Here is an 18,963-nt window from a genome sequence, read left to right on the forward strand (position 1 = left end):
GGAGAGATGATCGGCGGGCAATAGAAACTTGACGGGCGCGCGGTTTCGTGGCCGGCGATCGGCGTCAGAGGCCCAGCGCAGCTCGCTGTGCCGCCCACTCTAGCGGCATGGGCTTCAACAGAGCGTCCATCTGCAAGGCGGCCGGCTGCCTTCCGTCGAGAATCGCCTCGACGATGTCCGGGGCCAGCAGGGTCAGGCGCAGGACCCGGCACAGGTAGGACTGGTTGATCTTTTCGGCCTCGGCCAGTTCGGTCACCGAGGCGAATCGGCCGCTCTCCATGAGGCGCTTCCAGCGGTGGGCCCGGGCGATCGCCTTGACCATGGTGTTGTCGACGCGCGGGCGGGGCTGGCCCCAACAGGCCCCCTCGGGCATCACCACCTGCTTGCGCCCGCCACGCTTCCGGAGGGTCAGAGGCACACGGACCGTCAGCGTGCGCCCGTCATCGGTGGCGGCGTCGCCGGCTCTCATGCTGCCCTCCGCGGATCGTCGGCCATGCCGCCAAGCTCATGAACCAGACGAGCCAGCCCATCGACGCGGAGGCGGATATCGACGCCTCCCTGTCCGACCTCGACGCGCTCCACGAGGAGCTGGACGATGCGGGCCTGCTCGGCGGGGAACAGCTCGTCCCACAGCGGGTCGAGCCCTTCGAGCGCGTCCCTCACCTCGGCCTCGGACAAACCGTCGATCTCGGGTCGCGCCGACCGCCATGTGCCGACGATCACCTCCGGGGCACGAAGGAGGCCGCGTAGTTGGTCGACCACCGCGCCCTCGATCTCGGCGGCGGGCACGCGTCCCACCGGGCAAGCATCGGCGCCGCGCTTCAGAACCGACTGGCTGACGTAGTAGCGGTAGAGCTTGTCGCCGCGCCGCGTGTGCGTCGGCGTCATGGCGCAGCCGGTCGGCCCGAAGATGAGACCCTTCAGCAGGGCCGGGGTCGCGGCCCGTGTCCGGCCCGCGCGCACCCTCGGGCTCTCGCGCAGGATTCCATGCACCTTGTCCCACAAGGCGCGCGTGATGATAGCTTCGTGCTCTCCGGGATAGGCGGTCCCCTTGTGCACGGCGTCACCGATATAGACCCGGTTGTTGAGCAGCTTGTAGAGGAAGCCCTTGTCCACGAGACGTCCGCGCCGCGTCCGCACGCCTTCGGCCGCGAGTGCCCGGGCCAACGCGGTCGCCGAACCCACCTCGACGAAGCGCTCGAAGATCATCCGGACCGTCGCGGCCTCGGCATCATTGATCACCAGCTTGCGGTCCCGGACCTCGTAGCCGAGCGGCACGAAGCCGCCCATCCACATGCCGCGTTTGCTCGAGGCGGCGATCTTGTCGCGGATGCGCTCGCCGATCACCTCGCGCTCGAACTGGGCGAAGCTGAGCAGGATGTTGAGCGTCAGCCGCCCCATGGACGTCGTGGTGTTGAACGACTGGGTCACGCTGACGAAGGTGACGCCGCCGCGATCGAACACCTCGACCAGCTTGGCGAAATCCATCAGCGAGCGGCTGAGCCGGTCGATCTTGTAGACGACGACCACGTCGATCCGGCCGTCCTCGATGTCGGCAAGCAGGCGCTTCAGCGCCGGCCGGTCCAGCGTGCCGCCGGAGAAGCCGCCATCGTCGTAGCGGTCGCGGAGCAGCACCCAGCCCTCGGCCTTCTGGCTCGCGGTGTAGGCCTCGCAAGCCTCGCGCTGGGCATCGAGGCTGTTGAACTCCATCTCCAGCCCTTCTTCCGTCGACTTGCGCGTATAGACCGCGCAGCGCAGCTTGCGGATGGGTTTGGCAGATGCGGGCGATTTCGTCATGCCTGGCCTCGCCGGTTCTTGAGGCCGAAGAAGACCCAGCCGTTCCAGCGCGTGCCGGTGATGGCGCGCGCGATGGCGGAGAGCGAGCGGTAGGGACGCCCCTGCCATTCATAACCGTCGTTCAGCACCGTGACGGTGTGCTCGACGCCCTGCCATTCGCGGATCAGCCGCGTGCCGGCGATCGGCTTGTCGTCGGCGCGGATCCGGCGCAGCACGATGTTGCCGCCGTCGAGTTGCTCGCCCAGAGCTTCGAGGCGCTCGACGGTCGCGGGCTTCAAACCGCCATAGGCCAATTCCTGGATCCGATAGGCGAGCCGGCTTTCGAGGAAACGCCGATTGTAAGGTGGCGCCTCGGTGTCGAAGAGTTCGCGCCACTGCTTCTTGAGGTCGGGCGTCGGCGTGGTCTTCAGTGCGGCCAGCCGGGACAGGATGTTTTCTGTCATGGTCATGCGTCTCCTTTGCAAATTGGAGTTCCATGACCGCTCCGGTCGGGCGGGAAGTGAAGGCAACTTTCTCCGCGGTCGCCAAATACTTGCCTTGACTGGCGTGCCTTGAGCCGAACCAGCCCGCGCGCAAGAATCCTGCAGACCTCCCCGATTCGCTCGTCCGGCGTCATATGCCCGGGGTGGATCGGGTTCGGCATGTCCATCGCAGAGGTCACCTAAGGGATTGGATTCCCTTGGCCTCTACTCACGGTGCGGACGATCCGTCCCAAGATGATGGCTTTTGAATCGACTCCGCCAGGCATTTGCGATAAGAACATAAGACGAACAAATGCGAGGCAATCATGGGCGGCTGAGATGGCTAAGAACCTGAAGAAATTCGTCAATCCCAAGTTCACGCGGACCGTTGATCTTGGCTTGCTGAGTCGCCTGTTCGAGCGCCACCGCGAGGCGCTGAATGGGCTGGACCTTGGGGTCTTCAGGGATGAGGCGGCGCAGGACGATGCTCGAAGCGCCGTCCAGGATTTCTTCGCGGGACCGGAAGAGAACTATCCAGAGGGACTCGTCGCCGACCTGCACCGGATCGCCGAGATCGGCAACGCGGCAGGCCTCGACATCATCCTTCAGCAGGCCGCGCGGCTCGGGATACGCGTGATACCCGAAGCGAAGGGTGACGAGCCGGAGGCTCACCAGGATCCCAAGCACGTCGCCCTGCGCGTCTTCCTCGACCATCCCGATGTCTTCGACGCCGCGTCGGACATGATGGCGCTCATGGCGCGCACGTCGCTCGCTGAGTTCGTGGGCCGCGACGAAGGCGTTGAGGCGATCATGGACGATCGCGCAAAGGCTGAGTTTGAAACCGCCGCCCCCGCGATGTTCGAACAGGATCTCCGCAGCAACTATTGTCGTGCCGGCTGGTATGACGATGCCGACGAACTCGTCCTGGTGATTGAGCACGGTTCTCCGATCACCACGACCGATGTCCTGCAAAAGGACAAAAAGCGCGTGATCAGCTTCCGCGCCGCCGAGCACGCGGTGCTTTCCTACAGTTCCACGACAGGCCTGTTGAAGATCGGCGGCGTGGCCAAGGCGCGCCGTGCCGATCTCGCGGAGTTATTCGCAGACAAGATTCTCGGGAAACCCGAATTCTTCGCCGGCGACGACGCCCAGAACCTCTACACGCTCGACCCGGTGCAGCGCGCGGGCTTCGGCTTCGCGTTCAACCATGACTTCGATCCGGGCATCCAGCGGGTCCAGATCACCGAGGTCCAGGTCGACCGCGTTGGCGCCGATCCGAAGACCGGCGAGACACGAACCTTCTACTCCTATGTTGCGCGCGACGGACGCGACAATGCACTGGCCAGGTTGGGCGAGATGATGCGGGGCGCTAGTCTCGGGTCGGATTGGCGCCTCAACCACATCGTCATCCGCGTCCATTTCGCGACCGGCGGCAAGTCGGCGAAGAAGGTGACCGTCAAGCTGAAGCCGCCGGCACACGCCATGTTCAAGCGTCAGCAGTTCGAGGGCCGGATCATGACGCTCCTTCGCCGCAACGGACTGCTCAATGACCGAGACGCTGCCCAGGCTGCTGTTGCGGCTGAGTGAGACGGGCGATCCCGCAATCCTTTGGGGCCGACAGGCTGCGCCTCATGCCGGGCGTGATTTCGAGCGGCTGCTCGATCATGGCGTCCTGGTCGAGCAGGCGCCAGCGACGGAATGGGATGTGTGCCCCGCCTGCGATTGCGGTCTCGACGCGCGGCCCATCCATCAGGTCAACGGACGACATATCGCGGTTTGCCCGACGGACCGGCGCAGCGACCTCGTTCTCGGCGATGACGATCTGCGGAGCTTTCGAATTCATCCTTCCGCGCTGGTCCGCGAAATCGCCATGGCGTCCGGGTTCGGAGGCACGCCGGCGCCGGTGGCGGCAGGCGTCTGGCATCTGGGGGAGACGTCGGACCAGCGGGCGCTGTTCCTCGCACTGTCGCGGGATGCAGTGCTTCAACCGGGAATGATCGGCCTGATGCGTTCGGCCGCCCGGTCGTCGCCCATCATAGTGATCGCGCCCGCGATGGCGGCGGACGAACTCGCCCGCTTCGTCGAAGCTGCGATCTCCGTCATGTCGATTGACGGTTGTCTGGGCAGGAACGCGACGGGCTTCGCGATCGACCTTTCGAAGCTGGAATCCGCTGCGACTTTCGAGCCGCGTCTGGTCATTTTCCGTCAGAGCCAGCGGGTGATCCTGGATGGCATCGAGATGCACATCCCGCAGCAGCCGTTCAAGCTTCTCGTGATTCTGGCCGAGGCTGTGGGAACTCGGAAAGGCCATTTGACCCCGCAGGAAATCGAGGCCGAGAACAGCGGCCGCAGCGCTGGCGACCTGATCCGTGACCTGAGAAATGCACTTCACGACGATCAGAAGACGCTGATCAGGACCCGCCAAAGCCCGACCCGCTATTTCCTGGGGCTGGCTGCTGGAGAGTTTGATCTGCGGCCATAGGGCAGCTGGCCCGCGTCTCGGCCCGTCTTCCCATTCTCGCCCATCCCAAACCCATCCCGCTCCCACCTGACGGATCGGCGGCTTCGGCAGGCTTGAGGTCATCAACAGTAATGACCTGAGGCCATGCCGATGCATTCTTCCATTTCCCGAGACGACCTTCAGATCCTGCTTCATGAGGCGGACATTGCGGCGCGCCGTCTGGTCCGCCAGCTGCGGCTTCCCCGCACCGATCTCGACGATGTCCGCCAGGACCTGCTCGTCGATCTGATCGCCCGGCTTCCCGCCTATGACGCAGATCGCGGCACGCTCGGCGCCTTTGCCGGCGCCATCCTCACCAACAGGGCGACGCGCATCGCCAACAAGGTGAAGCGGGAGCGCCGGATGTATGGCGCGACGCGGATCTCGCTCGATGAGGTCATTCCCGAGAGCGACGGGCTGACCCGCGGCGACCTCATCGCCGAAGCCGACGGGCTGTCAGCACTCTTCGGCCAGCCCGTCGATGCATTCGCCGCCGCCGAGGAACGTCTCGATGTTGAGCGCGGTCTTGGCTCGCTCGAACCCGCCGACGGCGCTCTCTGTGCAGCCCTTTCCCGCACCACTGTCGATCGCCTTGCGGCGAGCGGCCATGGCGCCCGCAGCAGCCTCTACCGCCGCGTCAAGGACATCCGCCTTGCCCTGACGGCGATCGGCGTCCGGGCCGCGTGAGACGGTTCGGCGAGCGCGTGAGTAGGAGCCCATCATGAACGTCATTGCATCCAGATTCCCCGCTGTCCGGAAGCCGCTCACCGAGATCGATCTCTGCGGCTGGGTCGGTCAGGCAGCACCCGGCGACATCCTCGAATATCACCGTGGATTCCTCGCGCTCGACACCATGCCGCAGGGCACGCGCCTTGCCGAGCGGGAGCGGGCGGAACTCGCCCGCGTCGCGCGCCGCGCCTGGTGGGCAGCCGAGCGCGGACTGATCCATCTCGTGCAGCGTCGCCACCGGTCGGACGATTACAGCTATCTGGCCATCGCCCGGCCGAAGCCGAAGCAGGCCTCGGTTTCGCTGTCTTCACTCCTGCTGGCGGAGGTGGCGTGATGGCGCCAGCTCGCGGCAACCGCCCCAGCCTCGACGACATCCGCACCATGCCGGTCAGCGAGATCGCCACGCTTCCGGCGGAGCATTTGGCGCTGCTCCAGGAGGATGCCGATGCCGCCCTGGATGCCGCCAAGCGGCTCAAGGAGTGGCTCGAAGGAGCGATTGCGCTTCGCTACGCCGACGCGGCAGCGACGGTGCGCCGGGCCGAGGGCAAGGACACCGGCCTCGTTCGTTTCGAGGACGGCGCCGTCGTCGTCGCTGCCGATCTCCCGAAGAAGGTCGATTGGGACCAATCGCTGCTCGCCGCGCTCGTCGAGCGCATCCGTGCGGGCGGGGAGAACCCGACCGATTACGTCGACATCGGCTTCAAGGTCCCCGAGCGCAAGTACACCGCCTGGCCCACCGCCATCCGCGAGGCCTTCGCCGCCGCCCGCACGGTGCGGACCGCCAAGCCGACCTTCCGTCTCACCATCAAATCCGAGGATGCCCGATGACCAGCTCTGCTGCCCTGACCGAGATCCGCAAGCGCCACTACGCGCTCGAAGCGCTGCCCGCCACCATCGTCATTCCGGCGCTCGGCGAGATCCGCCGCGAGCAGGTGGTCAAGCCGATCGAGGACGCCACGCTCGACGACATCGCCTTCGCCTTGCTGGGCGTCGAGGCAGAGTTCAGCGCCGTCGGCGACCGCCTGCACGCCTTGCGCAAGCTCTATGGTCTCGCCCGGCAGGCCGGCGCGCACGGGAGTGAGCGCGCGCTCGATGTCGCGTCGCGCAACACGGGAGGCCGCTGATGGCGCTGCGCATCGTTAGCGCCGACGAACGGCTGTCTGCGGCCGGCGCCAAGACCACCATGGCGATCTTCGGCCCGAGCGGCGTCGGCAAGACATCCTTGCTGAAATCACTGCCGCCTGCCGAGACCCTCTGCATCGACCTCGAGGCAGGCATGAAGTCCGTCCAGGACTGGCCCGGCGACAGCATCCCGGTGCGCACTTTCGCCGACGCCCTCGACATCGGCTGTCTCGTCGGCGGGGTCAATCCGTCCGCCGACCCGAGCGGCTTCTTCTCTGAGGCGCATTACCAGCATCTCAGGGAAAGCTATTCCGAGCTCGTTCAGATGATTGCGGGCAAGCGCATCATTTTCGTCGACTCGATCACCGACCTTACGCGCCAGGCCATGGCCTGGGCGAAGACCCGGCCCGAGGCCTTCTCCGACAAGACTGGCAAGCCGGACACCCGCGGCGCCTATGGCCTGCTCGCCCGCGAGGTCATCGGCCTGCTCAAGCATCTGCAGCACGCTCCCGGAAAGACCGTGATCTTCGTCGGCATCCTCGAACGCGTCACCGACGAGTTCAACCGCACGACCTGGCAGCCGCAGATGGAAGGCGGCAAGGCCGGCCGCGAGCTCCCTGGCATCGTGGATCAGGTCATCACGATGAGCCTGTTCGCGCGCGACGGCGACGGCTGGCGGCATGAGCCCGAGCGCGGCGAAGACCGCCGGCTCGTCTGCCGCTCCGGCAACCCCTGGGGCCTTCCGGCCAAGGACCGCTCCGGCCGCCTCGATGTGACCGAGCCGCCGGATCTCGACGCGCTGCTCTCCAAGATCAATTCAACCCGGAAAGGATGACGAGTCATGAGCTTCGACATGAATGACGCCGAGCCGCAGAAGAGCGGCGAACTGATCCCCGATGGCACCTTCGCCAAGGTCACCATGACCATCCGGCCGGGCGGGACGGACGGTCAGAGCGAGATTGACCGGGGGCTCCTCAAGGCCTCGAACGCGCCCGGCAGCGACGTGCTGATGGTGGATGCCGAGTTCACCGTCGCCGAGGGCCCGCACGTTCGGCGCAAATTCTGGCAGATGTTCACCGTCTCCGGCGGCAAGGTCGACGAACACGGCGTCTCGATCGGCTGGAAGATCTCCAAGGGCAGCTTCCGCGCGATGATCGACAGCGCGCTCGGGCTCGATCCGCAAGACATGAGCGAGGCAGCGAAGGCGAAGCGGATCCTGCGCGGTCTGGCCGACCTCAACGGCATCACCTTCGTCGCCAAGATCAAGGTCGAGCCCAACGACGACCCGCGCTACGGCGACAGCAACAAGCTCGACCGTGTGGTTCTGCCGAGCGAACCGGAATGGCGGAAGGTGATGGACGGAGAGGTCCTGGCGCCGAGCCCCAGCACCCGCGCGCGACCCAAGGCTGCATCGCCCGCAGCTCCGGCCTGGGGGCAGACCGTCGCATCGCCGCCCGCGAGCGCTGCCCCGGCCTGGAGCCGGCCGGCACAGCCGGGCACGGCTCCGGCAACGGCCCCGGCAGCCACACCTGCTGCGACGCCGGCCCCGAGTGGCCCGGCCTGGCTCAACACCTGACCGTCATGACGGCCGATGAGTGGCAGGCGCACGTCACGCGCGAGGCAGCGAAGGCGATGGGACAATGGCTCGAAGGACGCGGAAGACTTCACCAGCCCATCGCCGCTCTCACGCTTCCCGAACTGGAAGCCATGGCGGCGAACGCGATCGCGCGGTTCATCGTCCTGGCCTCACACCGGATCAAGGATCAGCCGGACGACGCAGAGGACCTGACCCGGCTCTTGCTCGGGTAGCCGTCTGCGCCGTCTGCGGACGTCAGGCGCGGGGCTTCGGCTACGTCCACCAGCTGCGCTGGGACCGCTTTCCTTACCACCGCTTCTGCTCGATGCGCTGCCTCGATGTCGGCGCGGCGCTCGCCAAAAGGAACAACGGGATGATCGACAAGACCGACATGGAGACCCGAGCGATCAAGGAGGCGCGCCGGTTTCTCGCCGAGACGCTCACCGAGCTCGACCTGATGGCGCCGTTCTACGACCGGAAGCCGGAAGAGATCGACCGCATCATCGAGGCCTGCGTCGACGGGTTTCAGGAATCGATGCGGCGCCAGGCAGCCGCCCGCGACCCGCTCGACGACCCGATTCCCTTTTGAGGTGGCGCATGGGAATCGATCTCAACCACGGCTCCGGCTTTATCTATCGCCGCGTCGGCCACGCGATCAGCGTGTCCGATCGGGTCAATGCCCTGATCGATGCGGCGCTCGTCGCACGCAATTGCCGGCAGGCGCCGCGCAATTATCTCGGAGGCAGTCGGATCGGCGAGCCCTGCGCGCGCAAGCTCGTCTACGAGGTGACCCATACGCCCAAGGATGAGGGACGGGATTTCGACGGCGCGATCCTGCGCATCTTCGACGCCGGCCACCAGTTCGAGACGCTCTCCATCTGCTGGCTGCGCGGCGCGGGCTTCGACCTTCGCACCGAGCGCGCGGACGGCGGACAATTCGGGTTCGAGACGGCGGGCGGGAGACTGCGCGGCCACATCGACGGCGTGATCGTCGCTGGCCCCGATGTCGGTCTGCACTGGCCCGTGCTCTGGGAGCACAAGGCGCTCAACGCCAAATCCTGGAACGACCTGGTCAAGCGTGGCTTGCGCGCCTCCAAGCCGGTCTACTACGCACAGGTCCAGCTCTACATGGGCTATCTGGAGCTGGAGACCGCCCTCGTCACGGCGCTCAACAAGGACACCGAGGCGCTCCACCACGAGGTGGTCGGGTTCGATCCGCCCTTCGCGCAGGCGCTCTCCGACAAGGCCGTCGATATCCTGCGCGCCGTGGAAGCTGGCGAACTTCCACCGCGGATCGCCGCAGACCGAGATTTCTATCTCTGCCGCATGTGCGCCTATGCGGAGCGCTGCTGGGAGGGCGAGCGATGAGCTTCATCCCGTCGCAGCAGCAGGCGGCGGCAATCGCCGCGATCGAGGACTGGTTTCGGCACGGCACGCGCAATCAGCAGGTGTTCCGCCTGTTCGGTTACGCAGGAACGGGCAAGACCACCATCACACGGCATGCAATCGGCGAGCTCGGTCTTGAACCGATGGATCGCACGGGCGGCTCGGGCGGCGTGCTCTATGCCGCCTTCACCGGCAAGGCGGCCCTGGTGATGACCCGGAAGGGAACGCCAGCCTCGACGATCCACAGCCTGATCTACAAGGTCTCCGAGGCGACGCCCGAGGAGATCGAGCGTGTCACCCGCGAACTGGAAACGCTTCGCGGCGGCCTGCGCGCAATGCGACCGGCCGAGCGTTCCTTCGCGGAGACCCAGATCCGCCGCCTCGAGCTCCGGCTCGCCGACATCCATCAGCCTCGTTTCATTCTGAACGAGCAGTCGCTGGTCCGCGACGCCGACCTGATCGTGCTCGACGAGGTCTCCATGGTCGGCGCCGAAATGGCGAGCGATCTGCTTGCTTTCGGCAAGCCGATCCTGGTGCTCGGCGACCCCGGCCAGTTGCCGCCGATCAAGGGCGACGGCGCCTTCACCGACGCCGATCCCGACGTGATGCTGACCGATATCCATCGCCAGGCGGAGACCAGCGCGATCATCCGACTTGCGACGCTCGCGCGGCAGAGCATGCCCATTCCCTACGGCGAGCACGACGACTTCGTCTGGAAGATGCGGCGCTCCGACATCGGCCCGCATCAATTCCTCAAGGGCGGTCAGGTGATCTGCGGCCGCAACGCGACGCGGCTCTTTTTGAATACCGCGATGAAACAGGCAGCCGGCTTTCCAGACGCTTATCCGCGCGGGCTCGGCGAGAAGATCATCTGCCTCAAGAACCGGCACGATCTCGGTCTCGTCAACGGCATGTTCCTCGACCTGTCGGACATCCGCGACGAAAGCCCGCTCGCCTTCAGCGCGTCGGTGCGCACGGAGGACGGGACGAGCGTTCCCGGCCGCCAGTGGTTCTACAAGGGCCATTTCGACGACCACATCGCCTACGACGCCGAGCGCTTGCGCCGCGATTGGCGTGACATGCGGGGGCTAGTCGAGAGCGTCTGGGGCTACGCCATTACCTGTCACAAGGCCCAAGGATCGCAGTGGGAGAACGTGATCGTCTACGACGACGGTCTCGGGCGGACCGCCGAGGACCGCGCCCGCTGGCTCTACACCGCCATTACGCGCGCGGAGCAAGGGCTGGTGATCCTTGATTGACTTCAACGACATCGCACCCGCCAGAACGCCTGCGGTTCAATACGATCTCGAGGCCATCGTGGCCGGCCTGCGTGACAGGACCGGCGCCTGGGTGCCGCAGCACTTTCCGAACGGCCGTCGCAACGGCGACGAATGGCGCCTCGCCAACATCAATGGCGCTGCGCCGCGAAAGAACGGCTCCTGCGTGATCACGCTCAGAGGCGAGCACGCCGGCGACTGGATCGACTTCGACGGCGGCCAGGGCGGCGGGCCGCTAAGCACGCTGGAACAGGCGACCGGCCTCAAGGGCCGCGATCTTTTTGCCTATGCCGCCGATCTGGTCGGATGGTCGGCTGCGGCGCCAGCCCGGCGTGAACCCTCGGCGGCTTCCGCGAAACATGAGAAAGACTCTGCTCGAGAAATCGAGATCATCCTCTCGCGGGCCCTCCCGATCGCCGGTACGCCGGGCGAGGCCTATCTGCGCGCGCGAGGTCTCACGGTTCCGCCACCGTCCGACCTCCTGTTCCATCCGGATCTCGCGCATTGGGATACGAGGACCGGGTTCCCAGCAATCGTCGGCCTGGTTCGCGACCGCGCCGGTAGCGTGGTTGCCCTGCACCGCATCTACCTGCGGCCGGATGGGGCTGCGAAAGCCGAGGTTGAAAAGCCGAAGAAGATGCTGGGCCGCGTCGGCGGTGGCGCCGTGCGGCTGGCCTCGATCGGCGGCGACGCTGTCCTTGGTCTCAGCGAAGGCATCGAGACGGCGCTCGCCGTGATGACGGCCTGCCCGGGCATGGCGGTATGGGCGACGCTCTCGGCCACCAACCTCGAACAGATCGTCCTGCCGCCAGAGGCCCGGCGTGTCGTTTTGCTCGCCGACCACGATGCGTCGGGCACGGGCCTTCGTGCCGCCCAGGCGGCGGCGCGGCGTCTCCTGGCCGAAGGCCGCAGCGTCGCCATCGCCCTGCCGCGAGCGGAAGGCGATGACTTCAACGACGTCCTGCTGCGCGACGGCGCGGACGCGGTCCGCCAGATCATAGACGAGGCCGAGCCATATGTATTCGTGGACGCCGCCGATGCAGATGACGGTGGCCGAAACCGTCCGATCGGCTTCGTCGAGCCGCAGGGGCGCTTGCCGCAACTGCGCGCCGATGAGGGCGATCTCGCCCGCGCCCATGCTCGCACCTGGGGTTTGGTGCTCGCCTCGAACAGCACGCCATGGCTCTTTCGCAGCGCCGGCGTGCCGACATGGGCCGTGCACGACGATGACGGCCTGCCGATGGCCCGGCCGGTGACAGAAGAGCGGCTGCGCCACATGCTGGCCAAGCTCGCCGATTGGCGACGTCTTGCGCGCAATGGCGATCTCGTCCCGGCGCATCCACCAATGCCGCTTGTCAAGTCGCTGCTGGCGACACCCGATCCCGGCCTGCCGGTCCTGGCGGGGATCGTCACCACGCCGGTCTTCGGCCGCAACGGCACGCTCATGACCGAGCCCGGCTACCACCCCGATGCGCGGCTGCTCTACCAGCCGACACCAGGCTTTGCCGTGCCGCCGGTGCCGGAGCGCCCGTCGCCGGCGGAGATCGCGACCGCGCGCAGTCTCATCATCGACGACATGCTGGGCGAGTTCCCCTTCACTGGCCACGCGGAGCGCGCGCATGCCGTTGCTCTGATGCTGCTCGGCTTTCTTCGCGCCATGATCGACGCACCGACGCCGCTTCACCTGATCGAGAAGCCGACACCCGGCACCGGTGCGACCCTGATGGTCGATGCAATCGCGAACGTGCTCACCGGCATCAACGCCTCGGTGATGACCGAGGGCCGCGACGATGAAGAGTGGCGCAAGCGGCTGACCGCCAAGCTGCGCCAGATTCCCTCGCTCGTGCTCATCGACAATCTGCGTCACCCGCTCGACTCCTCGGCGCTTGCGGCAGCACTCACCGCGCCCTTCTGGGAGGACCGCATTCTCGGGACTTCCGAGATGACGCGATTGCCGATCCGCTGCGTCTGGATCGCGACCGGCAACAATCCCGAATTCTCCAACGAGATGGCGCGCCGCATCGTGCGCATCCGGCTTGATGCCCGCGTTGATCAACCCTGGCGGCGCGAGGGGTTCCGCCACCCCGATCTCATGAGCTGGGTTCGCGCCAACCGACCGCGTCTCGTCGCGGCCTGCCTCACGCTGTGCCAGGCCTGGCTGGCCGCCGGTCGTCCACGGGGCGCGCGCATGATCGGGAGCTACGAGAGCTGGTCGCGCATCATGGGCGGGGTCCTCGAGGTCGCCGGGTTCGAAGGGTTTCTCGCCAACCTCGACGAGATGCTTGCTGCTGCCGATGGTGAGGGCGCGATCTGGCGCAGTTTCATCGGCGCCTGGTGGGACCGCTTCGGAACAGCCGAGGTCGGCACCAGCGATCTCTATGAGGTGGCATTGGCCTGCGAGCCCCCGCTGCCGCTGGGCGCGGGGGGCGACCGCTCACAGCGCACACGGCTCGGCAAGGCGCTCGCTCGCATGCGCGACCGGGTCTTCGATATCGACGGCCGCAAGATGCGCGTGCGCACGCTGGGCGTCTCCCATCAGGCCAAGCGTTGGCAGCTCACGATCGAAGGGGAACGTGGGGAACGTTTTCCGCAAGGTGTCGCGGCATCGGGCGGGGAACGTTGCGCCGAAAAGGGGAACGTCGAAATCCAACGTTCCCCGGCACAACCCATTGAAACCAATAGCAAAGGGGAACGTGGGGAACATGGGGAACGTTTTTCGACACTAACGCATGTGCGCGGCTGCGCCCACGCGATGGAGGATGAGGGAAAACGTTCCCCACCTTCGTCACCTTCCCAAAGCGCTTGTGCGTCAACGGCTTATGCCGGGGAACATGCGGGGGAACATCCCTCACCACGTTCCCCGAACGGCGCTGCGCCGGACTGGCTCAAGGAGGTGCTCTGATGGGCATGCTCCGTCAACTCGGCCGTCTCCAGGCGGCAGCGACCGGTCCGCCGCAATGGGTCTTCGATCCGAAACCCGACCCTTGCTCGCGCTCCTTGGAGACAATCATGATCTCGACCATCGAAACCGGCCCCACCGAAGCGGGGGCCATCGCATTCCGTTCGCATCCGGCTCATGCGCAACGCGCCATCCTCGCGCTTGATCTCGGCACCACCACCGGCTGGGCGGTTTGCAGCCATGGCGGCCCGATCACGAGCGGCACGGTCTCGTTCCGGCCGAGCCGCTACGATGGCGGCGGCATGCGCTATCTGCGCTTCCGGCACTGGCTCGAACAGCTGGCCAGCGACTGTGGCGGTCTTGCCGCGATCCATTTCGAGGAGGTCCGTCGCCATGCCGGAACCGATGCCGCCCACCTCTATGGCGGCTTCCTGGCGACGCTGACTGCCTGGTGCGAGCGCGAGGGCATCCCCTATCAGGGCGTGCCCGTGGGCACCATCAAGCGCTTCGCCACCGGCAAGGGCAACGCCGGCAAGGATGCTGTCGTCGCTGCCATTCGCCAGCGTGGCTTCCAACCCGCCGACGACAACGAGGCCGATGCCATCGCCATCCTGCTCTGGGCGATCGAGACGAACGGAGGTGTGCGATGAGCGGGGAGACGATGCTCAGGCATGCCGCGTCGGTCGTCGCCGAGCGCCGCAAGATCTACGGCGAACCCGCCGCCGCGATGGCCGTGGTCGCCAGACGCTGGTCGATCACGCTCGGTCGGCCCATCACGCCAGCGGAGGTCGTGCTCTGCCTCATCGATCTGAAGCTGGCGCGGCTCGGGCACGATCCGAAGCATCAGGATTCGATCCTCGACATCGCTGGCTATGCAGCAATGCTGCAGGAGGTCGGACGATGAGGTGGCTGCCGAAAGGATATGGCGGCGATCGTCGGTCGGCCGAACAGGTCAAGCGCGAGGGCTGGCAGGAACAGGGCATCCTCGCGGTCTCGGCCGATGACCACCGCCTCACCTGGCCCGAGCGCGAACTGGTCCGCCAGCTCGGTGAAAGGCTCTACGGCCCGCGTCCCTCCGACGGGGAGGCGCGGCATGGCTGAGCGCGTCTGGACCGCGCAGGACGTGGCCGACCGCTTCCGCGAGGCGGTCATGACCCTGCGCCGCCTGCCGCCGGTGAAGGTGCAGGGCTATTTCAACCTCTGGCCTGCGATCCGGAGGAGCGCAGAGGAGATGGCCCGGATGGAGCCGCGCCCGATGCGCATCACGCCCTCGCCGGCCGCGATCAGCCGGATGGAGGAGACCATGGACTGGGTGCTGTGGATCGGCGAGGAGGAGCGGCACCTTGTCTGGGCCCGGGCCGCGCGGGTGCCGTGGAAGCGGCTGTGCTGGCAGATGGGCTGCGACCGCACCACGGCCTGGCGGCGCTGGCAGCGGGCGCTGTGGACCATCGCCGCGCGGCTCAACGCTGCGCGCCGGTGAGATGCAACATCTTTTTGCGCGACAGATGCAACATCGTGCTGGTATATCCGTGCCATGATCGCCACAGGCGCGCGCGTCGCGGTCACGAGCGCCAAGGATCCTTTCGCTGGAACCGATCCAGGTAAAGGATCCGGCCTGATCCTTTCGTTACCGGTGAGCGCGGACACGCCTTTATCGCCTGAGCCTTTGCCTTCGTGGTTCCTTCCCGGGCATTTTCGGATGCTGGCGGGCGAGGCGCGGCGTAGCGCCAGCGACAGGGCCGATTTTTTGGGAAGCCACCCCCGTCTGAGGGAAGCCACCGGCTGCCGGAGGGCACAGGAAAACCGCGTGATTTCTGCTGGATAGCCGCAAGTCCGGGCGAGCTGCCGGGTGGCTTCTTACTGGATTCCGGAATCCACCCGGAGTCCACAGGCAATCCACCGTGGAGTCCACCGTGGAATCCACCCTCCCGTTCGCCCATTCGAGCACGCTGGCCATCGGCCGCATGCGCATCGAGGCTTCGCCCGCTGAGCCAGCCTGGCCAATCAGCGGCCACCCGCGCGGGTGCGCCCCTCCCGCGTTCCTGACCCTTTATCGTTCCTTTCTGCCCATGACCCTTGCCTTTGCCCCCGACCGCATCGAGACGTGGCCGCTCGAGCGCCTCAGGCCCTATGCCCAGAACGCGAAGCAGCATGGGCCCGATCAGGTGGCGCGGATCGCTGCCAGCATGGCCGCGTTCGGCTGGACCGTGCCGTGCCTGGTTGCCGAGGACGGCGAGTTGATCGCCGGGCACGGGCGGGTGCTCGCCGCGATGGAGCTGGGGCTGACCGAGGCTCCGGTGATCGTGCTGGCGCATCTGACCGAGGCCCAGCGCCGCGCCTACCGCATCGCCGACAACCGGCTGACCGAACTCGGCACCTGGGACGAGGCGCTGCTGGCGGGCGAACTGAGGCACCTGCTGGCCGAGGACTTCGATCTGGGGCTCACCGGCTTTGCCGATGGCGAACTCGACCGGCTGCTGGCGCTCGATCCCGAAGCGGGCGATGAGGATGGCGGCGCTTCGGTTCCGCCGGTGACCATCCCCGAGCCGCCGCGCAACCCGGCCTCGCGCAGGGGCGACCTGTGGATCCTCGGGCACCACCGGTTGCTCTGCGGTGACAGCACCAACCATGAGGACGTCCGCCGCCTGATGAACGGCGAGCGGGCGATCCTGTTCGCCACCGATCCGCCCTATCTGGTCGATTACGACGGCACCAACCATCCCACGCAGAACAAGGACTGGAGCCGGTCCTATGGCGTCACCTGGGACGACAGTGCGCAGGGCGCCGAACTCTACGACGGCTTCATCGCCGCCGCCATTGCCGAGGCGATCGCCGAGGATGCCGCCTGGTATTGCTGGCATGCCTCGCGCCGCCAGGCGATGCTGGAAGCATGCTGGGAGAAGGCCGGCGCCTTCGTTCACCAGCAGATCGTCTGGGTCAAGGACCGCGGGGTGCTCACCCGCTCGCATTACCTGTGGAAGCACGAGCCCTGCTTCATGGGCTGGCGCCGTCCGCACCGCCCGCCCAAGGTGGCCGAGGAGACGCTGCCCTCGACCTGGGAGATGGCCGTGCCCGCCGGTGAGGAGCGGCCCGATCATCCCACGCCCAAGCCGGTGGATGCCTTCGCCATCCCGATGCGCCAGCATGTGGCGCGCGGCGGCCTGTGCTACGAGCCGTTCTGCGGCTCGGGCACGCAGATCATCGCCGGCGAGGAGAACGGCCGGCGCGTTCATGCCATGGAGATCAGCCCGGCCTATGTCGATGTGGCGGTCGAGCGCTGGCAGGCCGCCACGGGCCGCGCCGCCATCCTTGAGGGCGACGGCCGCACCTTCGCGCAGGTGAAGGCCGAGCGGCTGAAGGGCGCGCAGCCGCCTCCCGCGGACGGCACCGAGGCCGAAGCTGGCGAGGCAGTGTCCGAAGCAAGACCCAGGCGCAGGCGGGCGAGGTAGGGCCATGTGGACCGTCCGGGAGATGTGCGAGGCCTGCGGGCTGGGCACGTGGCAGTTGGGCCAGTGGATCACGCGGGGCCATTATCGGCCGTCACAGGCGGTCAGGCCGGGCCAGCGGCGGCTGTTCGACTGGTGCGATCTGGCCTGTCTTGCCGTGATGGCCGAGCTGTGTGCCCTGTCGCTGGAGCCGCATGAGGCAGGGCGTCTGGTCGCCGAGCTGCGCGGCCTGCTGGAGCAGCGCGGTTGTGTGCACCAAGACATGGCGCTGTTCCTCGTCCTGGCACGATGGGATGAGAGCAGCGACTTCGCCGAGACGGTCTGGCTGAGTGATGACGCTGGTCTGCCCGCCATCGTGTGCCGCCGTCCGAAGACCTGCCTGATCGTCGACGTGGCCGGTGCATATCGGGCCGCGCTGGCGCGGATCGGGCAGAGAGAGCGGCCATGAAGCAGTCCCGCGTGATGTCGCTGATGGAGTCGCTGGCCAATGTGGTGGTGGGTTATGGCGTGGCGGTGGTGACGCAGCTTGTGGTCTTCCCGCTGTTCGGCCTGCACACGACGCTTGCTGCCAACCTGATGATGGGCGCGGTGTTCACGCTGGTGAGCGTGGTGCGCTCCTATGGGCTGCGGCGGCTGTTCGAGCATCTGCGCGAGCGCCGGGCGCTGACGGGAGGTGACCGGGTCGGGACATGACGAAGGGCATGAGCGAGCGGCAGTATGCGGCCCATGCCGGCATCTCGCGCGGCGCGGTGCAGAAGGCGCGCGCGGCCGGGCGGCTGGTGCTGCATCCCGACGGCTCGATCGATGCCGCCGCGTCGGACGCCAGGCGCGCCCAGTTCACCGATCCTGCCAGATCGCGGCGCGCGGCCAGTTCCTCGATCGGGACCGAGGGCGCCAGGCCCGTGCCCGAGGCGGCGGTGGCGGCGGTGGGCGAGACCCTGCGCGAACAGGGGCTGGCCAGCACCAGCGGCTCGGGAGGCACGACCTTCCTGCAGGCCCGGACCGCAAACGAGGTGCTGAAAGCCCAGGAGCGCCGCCTGCGGTTGCAGAAGCTCAAGGGCGAGCTGGTCGAGCGTGACCGGGCCGCGGCGCTGGTGTTCCGCATGGCGCGCGAGGAGCGCGAGGCGTGGATCACCTGGCCGGCGCGGGTGGCGGCGCTGATGGCGTCGGAACTGGGTGTGGAGGTGGCGGCGATGCAGAAGATCCTGGAGGACCATGTCCGCAGCCACCTCGAGGAGCTCGCCGCACCGCGCGCACCCGACTTCGCCTGAGGCTTCGGGCGGGAACGAGGCCTTCGCCGGCGCAGAGGCGCTTCGGCGTGCCTGGTCGCGGGGGCTGGCACCTGATGCGCGGCTGAGTGTCTCGCAATGGGCTGATAGCCACCGGGTGCTCTCGGGCCGGGCTTCGGCCGAACCGGGCCGCTACCGCACGGCGCGCACGCCCTACATGCGTGAGGTCATGGACCGGCTGAGCGTGCACGATCCGGTGCAGCGGGTAGTGTTCATGAAGGCCGCGCAGGTCGGCGCGACCGAGGCCGGCAACAACTGGATCGGCTATGTCATCCACCAGGCGCCGGGGCCGATGCTCGCGGTCCAGCCCACGGTGGAGCTGGCCAAGCGCCATTCGCGCCAGCGCATCGATCCGCTGATCGCCGAAAGCCCGGCGCTGCGGGAGCGGGTGAAGCCTGCCCGGTCCCGCGATGCCGGCAACACCATGCTGTCGAAGGAGTTCGCGGGCGGCATCCTGATCATGACGGGCGCGAACTCGGCC

Annotated in this window: 25 protein-coding genes; 22 read left to right on the top strand and 3 right to left on the bottom strand. The window is 67.2% G+C overall.

Going from position 1 to position 18,963, the window contains the following annotated elements:
* Positions 1-64 precede the first annotated feature (64 nt).
* Genes G524_RS0113725 through G524_RS0113735 form a run of 3 tightly spaced genes read right to left on the bottom strand, consistent with a single transcriptional unit; the run spans position 65 to position 2,246 of the window.
* Complete coding sequence (locus tag G524_RS0113725) at positions 65-469, bottom strand: hypothetical protein (RefSeq protein WP_027444207.1); 405 nt, start codon at positions 467-469, stop codon at positions 65-67.
* The gene (locus G524_RS0113730; RefSeq protein ID WP_027444208.1) at positions 466-1,797 is read right to left on the bottom strand and encodes a recombinase family protein; all 1,332 of its coding nucleotides are present in this window, start codon (positions 1,795-1,797) and stop codon (positions 466-468) included. Before G524_RS0113730 ends, G524_RS0113725 begins: the two co-directional genes overlap by 4 nt.
* Positions 1,794-2,246, bottom strand: coding sequence for a DUF2924 domain-containing protein (locus G524_RS0113735; protein ID WP_027444209.1), 453 nt, complete (start codon positions 2,244-2,246; stop codon positions 1,794-1,796). Before G524_RS0113735 ends, G524_RS0113730 begins: the two co-directional genes overlap by 4 nt.
* Positions 2,247-2,597: 351 nt before the next feature.
* On the opposite strand from G524_RS0113735, the gene G524_RS0113740 reads away from it, so the two are divergent.
* From G524_RS0113740 to G524_RS16755, 22 genes are all read left to right on the top strand, one after another.
* Positions 2,598-3,845 (top strand): hypothetical protein, encoded by a 1,248-nt coding sequence (locus G524_RS0113740; RefSeq protein ID WP_027444210.1) that lies wholly within the window; start codon positions 2,598-2,600, stop codon positions 3,843-3,845.
* Entirely contained in the window at positions 3,805-4,740 is a 936-nt protein-coding gene (locus G524_RS0113745; RefSeq protein ID WP_027444211.1) for a hypothetical protein, read from the top strand. Before G524_RS0113740 ends, G524_RS0113745 begins: the two co-directional genes overlap by 41 nt.
* Before the next feature lie 123 nt (positions 4,741-4,863).
* A complete protein-coding gene (locus G524_RS0113750) occupies positions 4,864-5,445 on the top strand; it encodes a sigma factor (protein WP_036858006.1) in 582 nt (193 codons plus the stop codon).
* Between the two features lie 34 nt (positions 5,446-5,479).
* Entirely contained in the window at positions 5,480-5,821 is a 342-nt protein-coding gene (locus G524_RS0113755; RefSeq protein WP_027444213.1) for a hypothetical protein, read from the top strand.
* Positions 5,821-6,315: a hypothetical protein gene (locus G524_RS0113760; protein WP_027444214.1), complete on the top strand. Its 495-nt coding sequence runs from the start codon at positions 5,821-5,823 to the stop codon at positions 6,313-6,315. Before G524_RS0113755 ends, G524_RS0113760 begins: the two co-directional genes overlap by 1 nt.
* Positions 6,312-6,611, top strand: a complete 300-nt coding sequence (locus G524_RS0113765; RefSeq protein WP_027444215.1) for a hypothetical protein — start codon at positions 6,312-6,314, stop codon at positions 6,609-6,611. The genes G524_RS0113760 and G524_RS0113765 overlap by 4 nt, the downstream gene beginning before the upstream one ends.
* Positions 6,611-7,444, top strand: a complete 834-nt coding sequence (locus G524_RS0113770; RefSeq protein ID WP_027444216.1) for an ATP-binding protein — start codon at positions 6,611-6,613, stop codon at positions 7,442-7,444. The genes G524_RS0113765 and G524_RS0113770 overlap by 1 nt, the downstream gene beginning before the upstream one ends.
* Before the next feature lie 6 nt (positions 7,445-7,450).
* On the top strand, positions 7,451-8,185 hold the full coding sequence (locus G524_RS17325) for a hypothetical protein (protein ID WP_027444217.1): 735 nt from the start codon (positions 7,451-7,453) through the stop codon (positions 8,183-8,185).
* A gap of 5 nt (positions 8,186-8,190) precedes the next feature.
* Complete coding sequence (locus G524_RS0113780; RefSeq protein WP_027444218.1) at positions 8,191-8,418, top strand: hypothetical protein; 228 nt, start codon at positions 8,191-8,193, stop codon at positions 8,416-8,418.
* 140 nt (positions 8,419-8,558) lie between these two features.
* On the top strand, positions 8,559-8,774 hold the full coding sequence (locus G524_RS0113785; RefSeq protein ID WP_245561381.1) for a DUF6511 domain-containing protein: 216 nt from the start codon (positions 8,559-8,561) through the stop codon (positions 8,772-8,774).
* Positions 8,775-8,782: 8 nt separating this feature from the next.
* Positions 8,783-9,553, top strand: coding sequence for an isoleucyl-tRNA synthetase (locus tag G524_RS0113790; RefSeq protein ID WP_027444220.1), 771 nt, complete (start codon positions 8,783-8,785; stop codon positions 9,551-9,553).
* The gene (locus G524_RS0113795; protein ID WP_027444221.1) at positions 9,550-10,830 is read left to right on the top strand and encodes an ATP-dependent DNA helicase; all 1,281 of its coding nucleotides are present in this window, start codon (positions 9,550-9,552) and stop codon (positions 10,828-10,830) included. Before G524_RS0113790 ends, G524_RS0113795 begins: the two co-directional genes overlap by 4 nt.
* The gene (locus tag G524_RS0113800; RefSeq protein WP_027444222.1) at positions 10,823-13,750 is read left to right on the top strand and encodes a DUF7146 domain-containing protein; all 2,928 of its coding nucleotides are present in this window, start codon (positions 10,823-10,825) and stop codon (positions 13,748-13,750) included. The genes G524_RS0113795 and G524_RS0113800 overlap by 8 nt, the downstream gene beginning before the upstream one ends.
* A complete protein-coding gene (locus G524_RS0113805) occupies positions 13,750-14,397 on the top strand; it encodes a crossover junction endodeoxyribonuclease RuvC (RefSeq protein ID WP_245561382.1) in 648 nt (215 codons plus the stop codon). The genes G524_RS0113800 and G524_RS0113805 overlap by 1 nt, the downstream gene beginning before the upstream one ends.
* Positions 14,394-14,651, top strand: coding sequence for a DUF6378 domain-containing protein (locus G524_RS0113810; protein WP_027444224.1), 258 nt, complete (start codon positions 14,394-14,396; stop codon positions 14,649-14,651). Before G524_RS0113805 ends, G524_RS0113810 begins: the two co-directional genes overlap by 4 nt.
* Positions 14,648-14,848 carry a hypothetical protein gene (locus G524_RS0113815; RefSeq protein WP_027444225.1) on the top strand — a complete coding sequence of 67 codons (201 nt, stop codon included), beginning with the start codon at positions 14,648-14,650 and terminating at the stop codon, positions 14,846-14,848. Before G524_RS0113810 ends, G524_RS0113815 begins: the two co-directional genes overlap by 4 nt.
* Entirely contained in the window at positions 14,841-15,227 is a 387-nt protein-coding gene (locus G524_RS0113820; protein WP_027444226.1) for a DUF6362 family protein, read from the top strand. The genes G524_RS0113815 and G524_RS0113820 overlap by 8 nt, the downstream gene beginning before the upstream one ends.
* A 589-nt stretch (positions 15,228-15,816) precedes the next feature.
* The gene (locus G524_RS0113825; protein WP_027443848.1) at positions 15,817-17,196 is read left to right on the top strand and encodes a site-specific DNA-methyltransferase; all 1,380 of its coding nucleotides are present in this window, start codon (positions 15,817-15,819) and stop codon (positions 17,194-17,196) included.
* A 4-nt stretch (positions 17,197-17,200) separates the two neighbouring features.
* Positions 17,201-17,641 carry a hypothetical protein gene (locus tag G524_RS0113830; RefSeq protein WP_027443849.1) on the top strand — a complete coding sequence of 147 codons (441 nt, stop codon included), beginning with the start codon at positions 17,201-17,203 and terminating at the stop codon, positions 17,639-17,641.
* Complete coding sequence (locus G524_RS0113835) at positions 17,638-17,886, top strand: DUF7220 family protein (RefSeq protein ID WP_027443850.1); 249 nt, start codon at positions 17,638-17,640, stop codon at positions 17,884-17,886. Before G524_RS0113830 ends, G524_RS0113835 begins: the two co-directional genes overlap by 4 nt.
* Before the next feature lie 8 nt (positions 17,887-17,894).
* A complete protein-coding gene (locus tag G524_RS0113840) occupies positions 17,895-18,464 on the top strand; it encodes a hypothetical protein (protein WP_027443851.1) in 570 nt (189 codons plus the stop codon).
* Positions 18,409-18,963: phage terminase large subunit family protein (locus G524_RS16755; RefSeq protein WP_211219352.1), on the top strand; the 555-nt coding region annotated here is incomplete at its 3' end. The genes G524_RS0113840 and G524_RS16755, both read left to right, overlap by 56 nt.

The organism is Erythrobacter cryptus DSM 12079 (assembly GCF_000422985.1).
In the GTDB taxonomy this organism is placed as follows: domain Bacteria; phylum Pseudomonadota; class Alphaproteobacteria; order Sphingomonadales; family Sphingomonadaceae; genus Erythrobacter; species Erythrobacter cryptus.

Coding starts and splice junctions, on each gene's coding strand:
- G524_RS0113770 (WP_027444216.1), top strand. CDS start 6,611: ATGGCGCTGCGCATCGTTAGCGCCGACGAACGGCTGTCTGCGGCCGGC.
- G524_RS0113840 (WP_027443851.1), top strand. CDS start 17,895: ATGAGCGAGCGGCAGTATGCGGCCCATGCCGGCATCTCGCGCGGCGCG.
- G524_RS0113730 (WP_027444208.1), bottom strand. CDS start 1,797: ATGACGAAATCGCCCGCATCTGCCAAACCCATCCGCAAGCTGCGCTGC.
- G524_RS0113825 (WP_027443848.1), top strand. CDS start 15,817: ATGACCCTTGCCTTTGCCCCCGACCGCATCGAGACGTGGCCGCTCGAG.
- G524_RS0113755 (WP_027444213.1), top strand. CDS start 5,480: ATGAACGTCATTGCATCCAGATTCCCCGCTGTCCGGAAGCCGCTCACC.
- G524_RS0113790 (WP_027444220.1), top strand. CDS start 8,783: ATGGGAATCGATCTCAACCACGGCTCCGGCTTTATCTATCGCCGCGTC.
- G524_RS0113780 (WP_027444218.1), top strand. CDS start 8,191: ATGACGGCCGATGAGTGGCAGGCGCACGTCACGCGCGAGGCAGCGAAG.
- G524_RS0113745 (WP_027444211.1), top strand. CDS start 3,805: ATGACCGAGACGCTGCCCAGGCTGCTGTTGCGGCTGAGTGAGACGGGC.
- G524_RS0113735 (WP_027444209.1), bottom strand. CDS start 2,246: ATGACCATGACAGAAAACATCCTGTCCCGGCTGGCCGCACTGAAGACC.
- G524_RS0113835 (WP_027443850.1), top strand. CDS start 17,638: ATGAAGCAGTCCCGCGTGATGTCGCTGATGGAGTCGCTGGCCAATGTG.
- G524_RS0113815 (WP_027444225.1), top strand. CDS start 14,648: ATGAGGTGGCTGCCGAAAGGATATGGCGGCGATCGTCGGTCGGCCGAA.
- G524_RS0113740 (WP_027444210.1), top strand. CDS start 2,598: ATGGCTAAGAACCTGAAGAAATTCGTCAATCCCAAGTTCACGCGGACC.
- G524_RS0113785 (WP_245561381.1), top strand. CDS start 8,559: ATGATCGACAAGACCGACATGGAGACCCGAGCGATCAAGGAGGCGCGC.
- G524_RS17325 (WP_027444217.1), top strand. CDS start 7,451: ATGAGCTTCGACATGAATGACGCCGAGCCGCAGAAGAGCGGCGAACTG.
- G524_RS0113830 (WP_027443849.1), top strand. CDS start 17,201: ATGTGGACCGTCCGGGAGATGTGCGAGGCCTGCGGGCTGGGCACGTGG.
- G524_RS0113795 (WP_027444221.1), top strand. CDS start 9,550: ATGAGCTTCATCCCGTCGCAGCAGCAGGCGGCGGCAATCGCCGCGATC.
- G524_RS0113820 (WP_027444226.1), top strand. CDS start 14,841: ATGGCTGAGCGCGTCTGGACCGCGCAGGACGTGGCCGACCGCTTCCGC.
- G524_RS0113725 (WP_027444207.1), bottom strand. CDS start 469: ATGAGAGCCGGCGACGCCGCCACCGATGACGGGCGCACGCTGACGGTC.
- G524_RS0113760 (WP_027444214.1), top strand. CDS start 5,821: ATGGCGCCAGCTCGCGGCAACCGCCCCAGCCTCGACGACATCCGCACC.
- G524_RS0113805 (WP_245561382.1), top strand. CDS start 13,750: ATGGGCATGCTCCGTCAACTCGGCCGTCTCCAGGCGGCAGCGACCGGT.
- G524_RS0113750 (WP_036858006.1), top strand. CDS start 4,864: ATGCCGATGCATTCTTCCATTTCCCGAGACGACCTTCAGATCCTGCTT.
- G524_RS0113810 (WP_027444224.1), top strand. CDS start 14,394: ATGAGCGGGGAGACGATGCTCAGGCATGCCGCGTCGGTCGTCGCCGAG.
- G524_RS0113765 (WP_027444215.1), top strand. CDS start 6,312: ATGACCAGCTCTGCTGCCCTGACCGAGATCCGCAAGCGCCACTACGCG.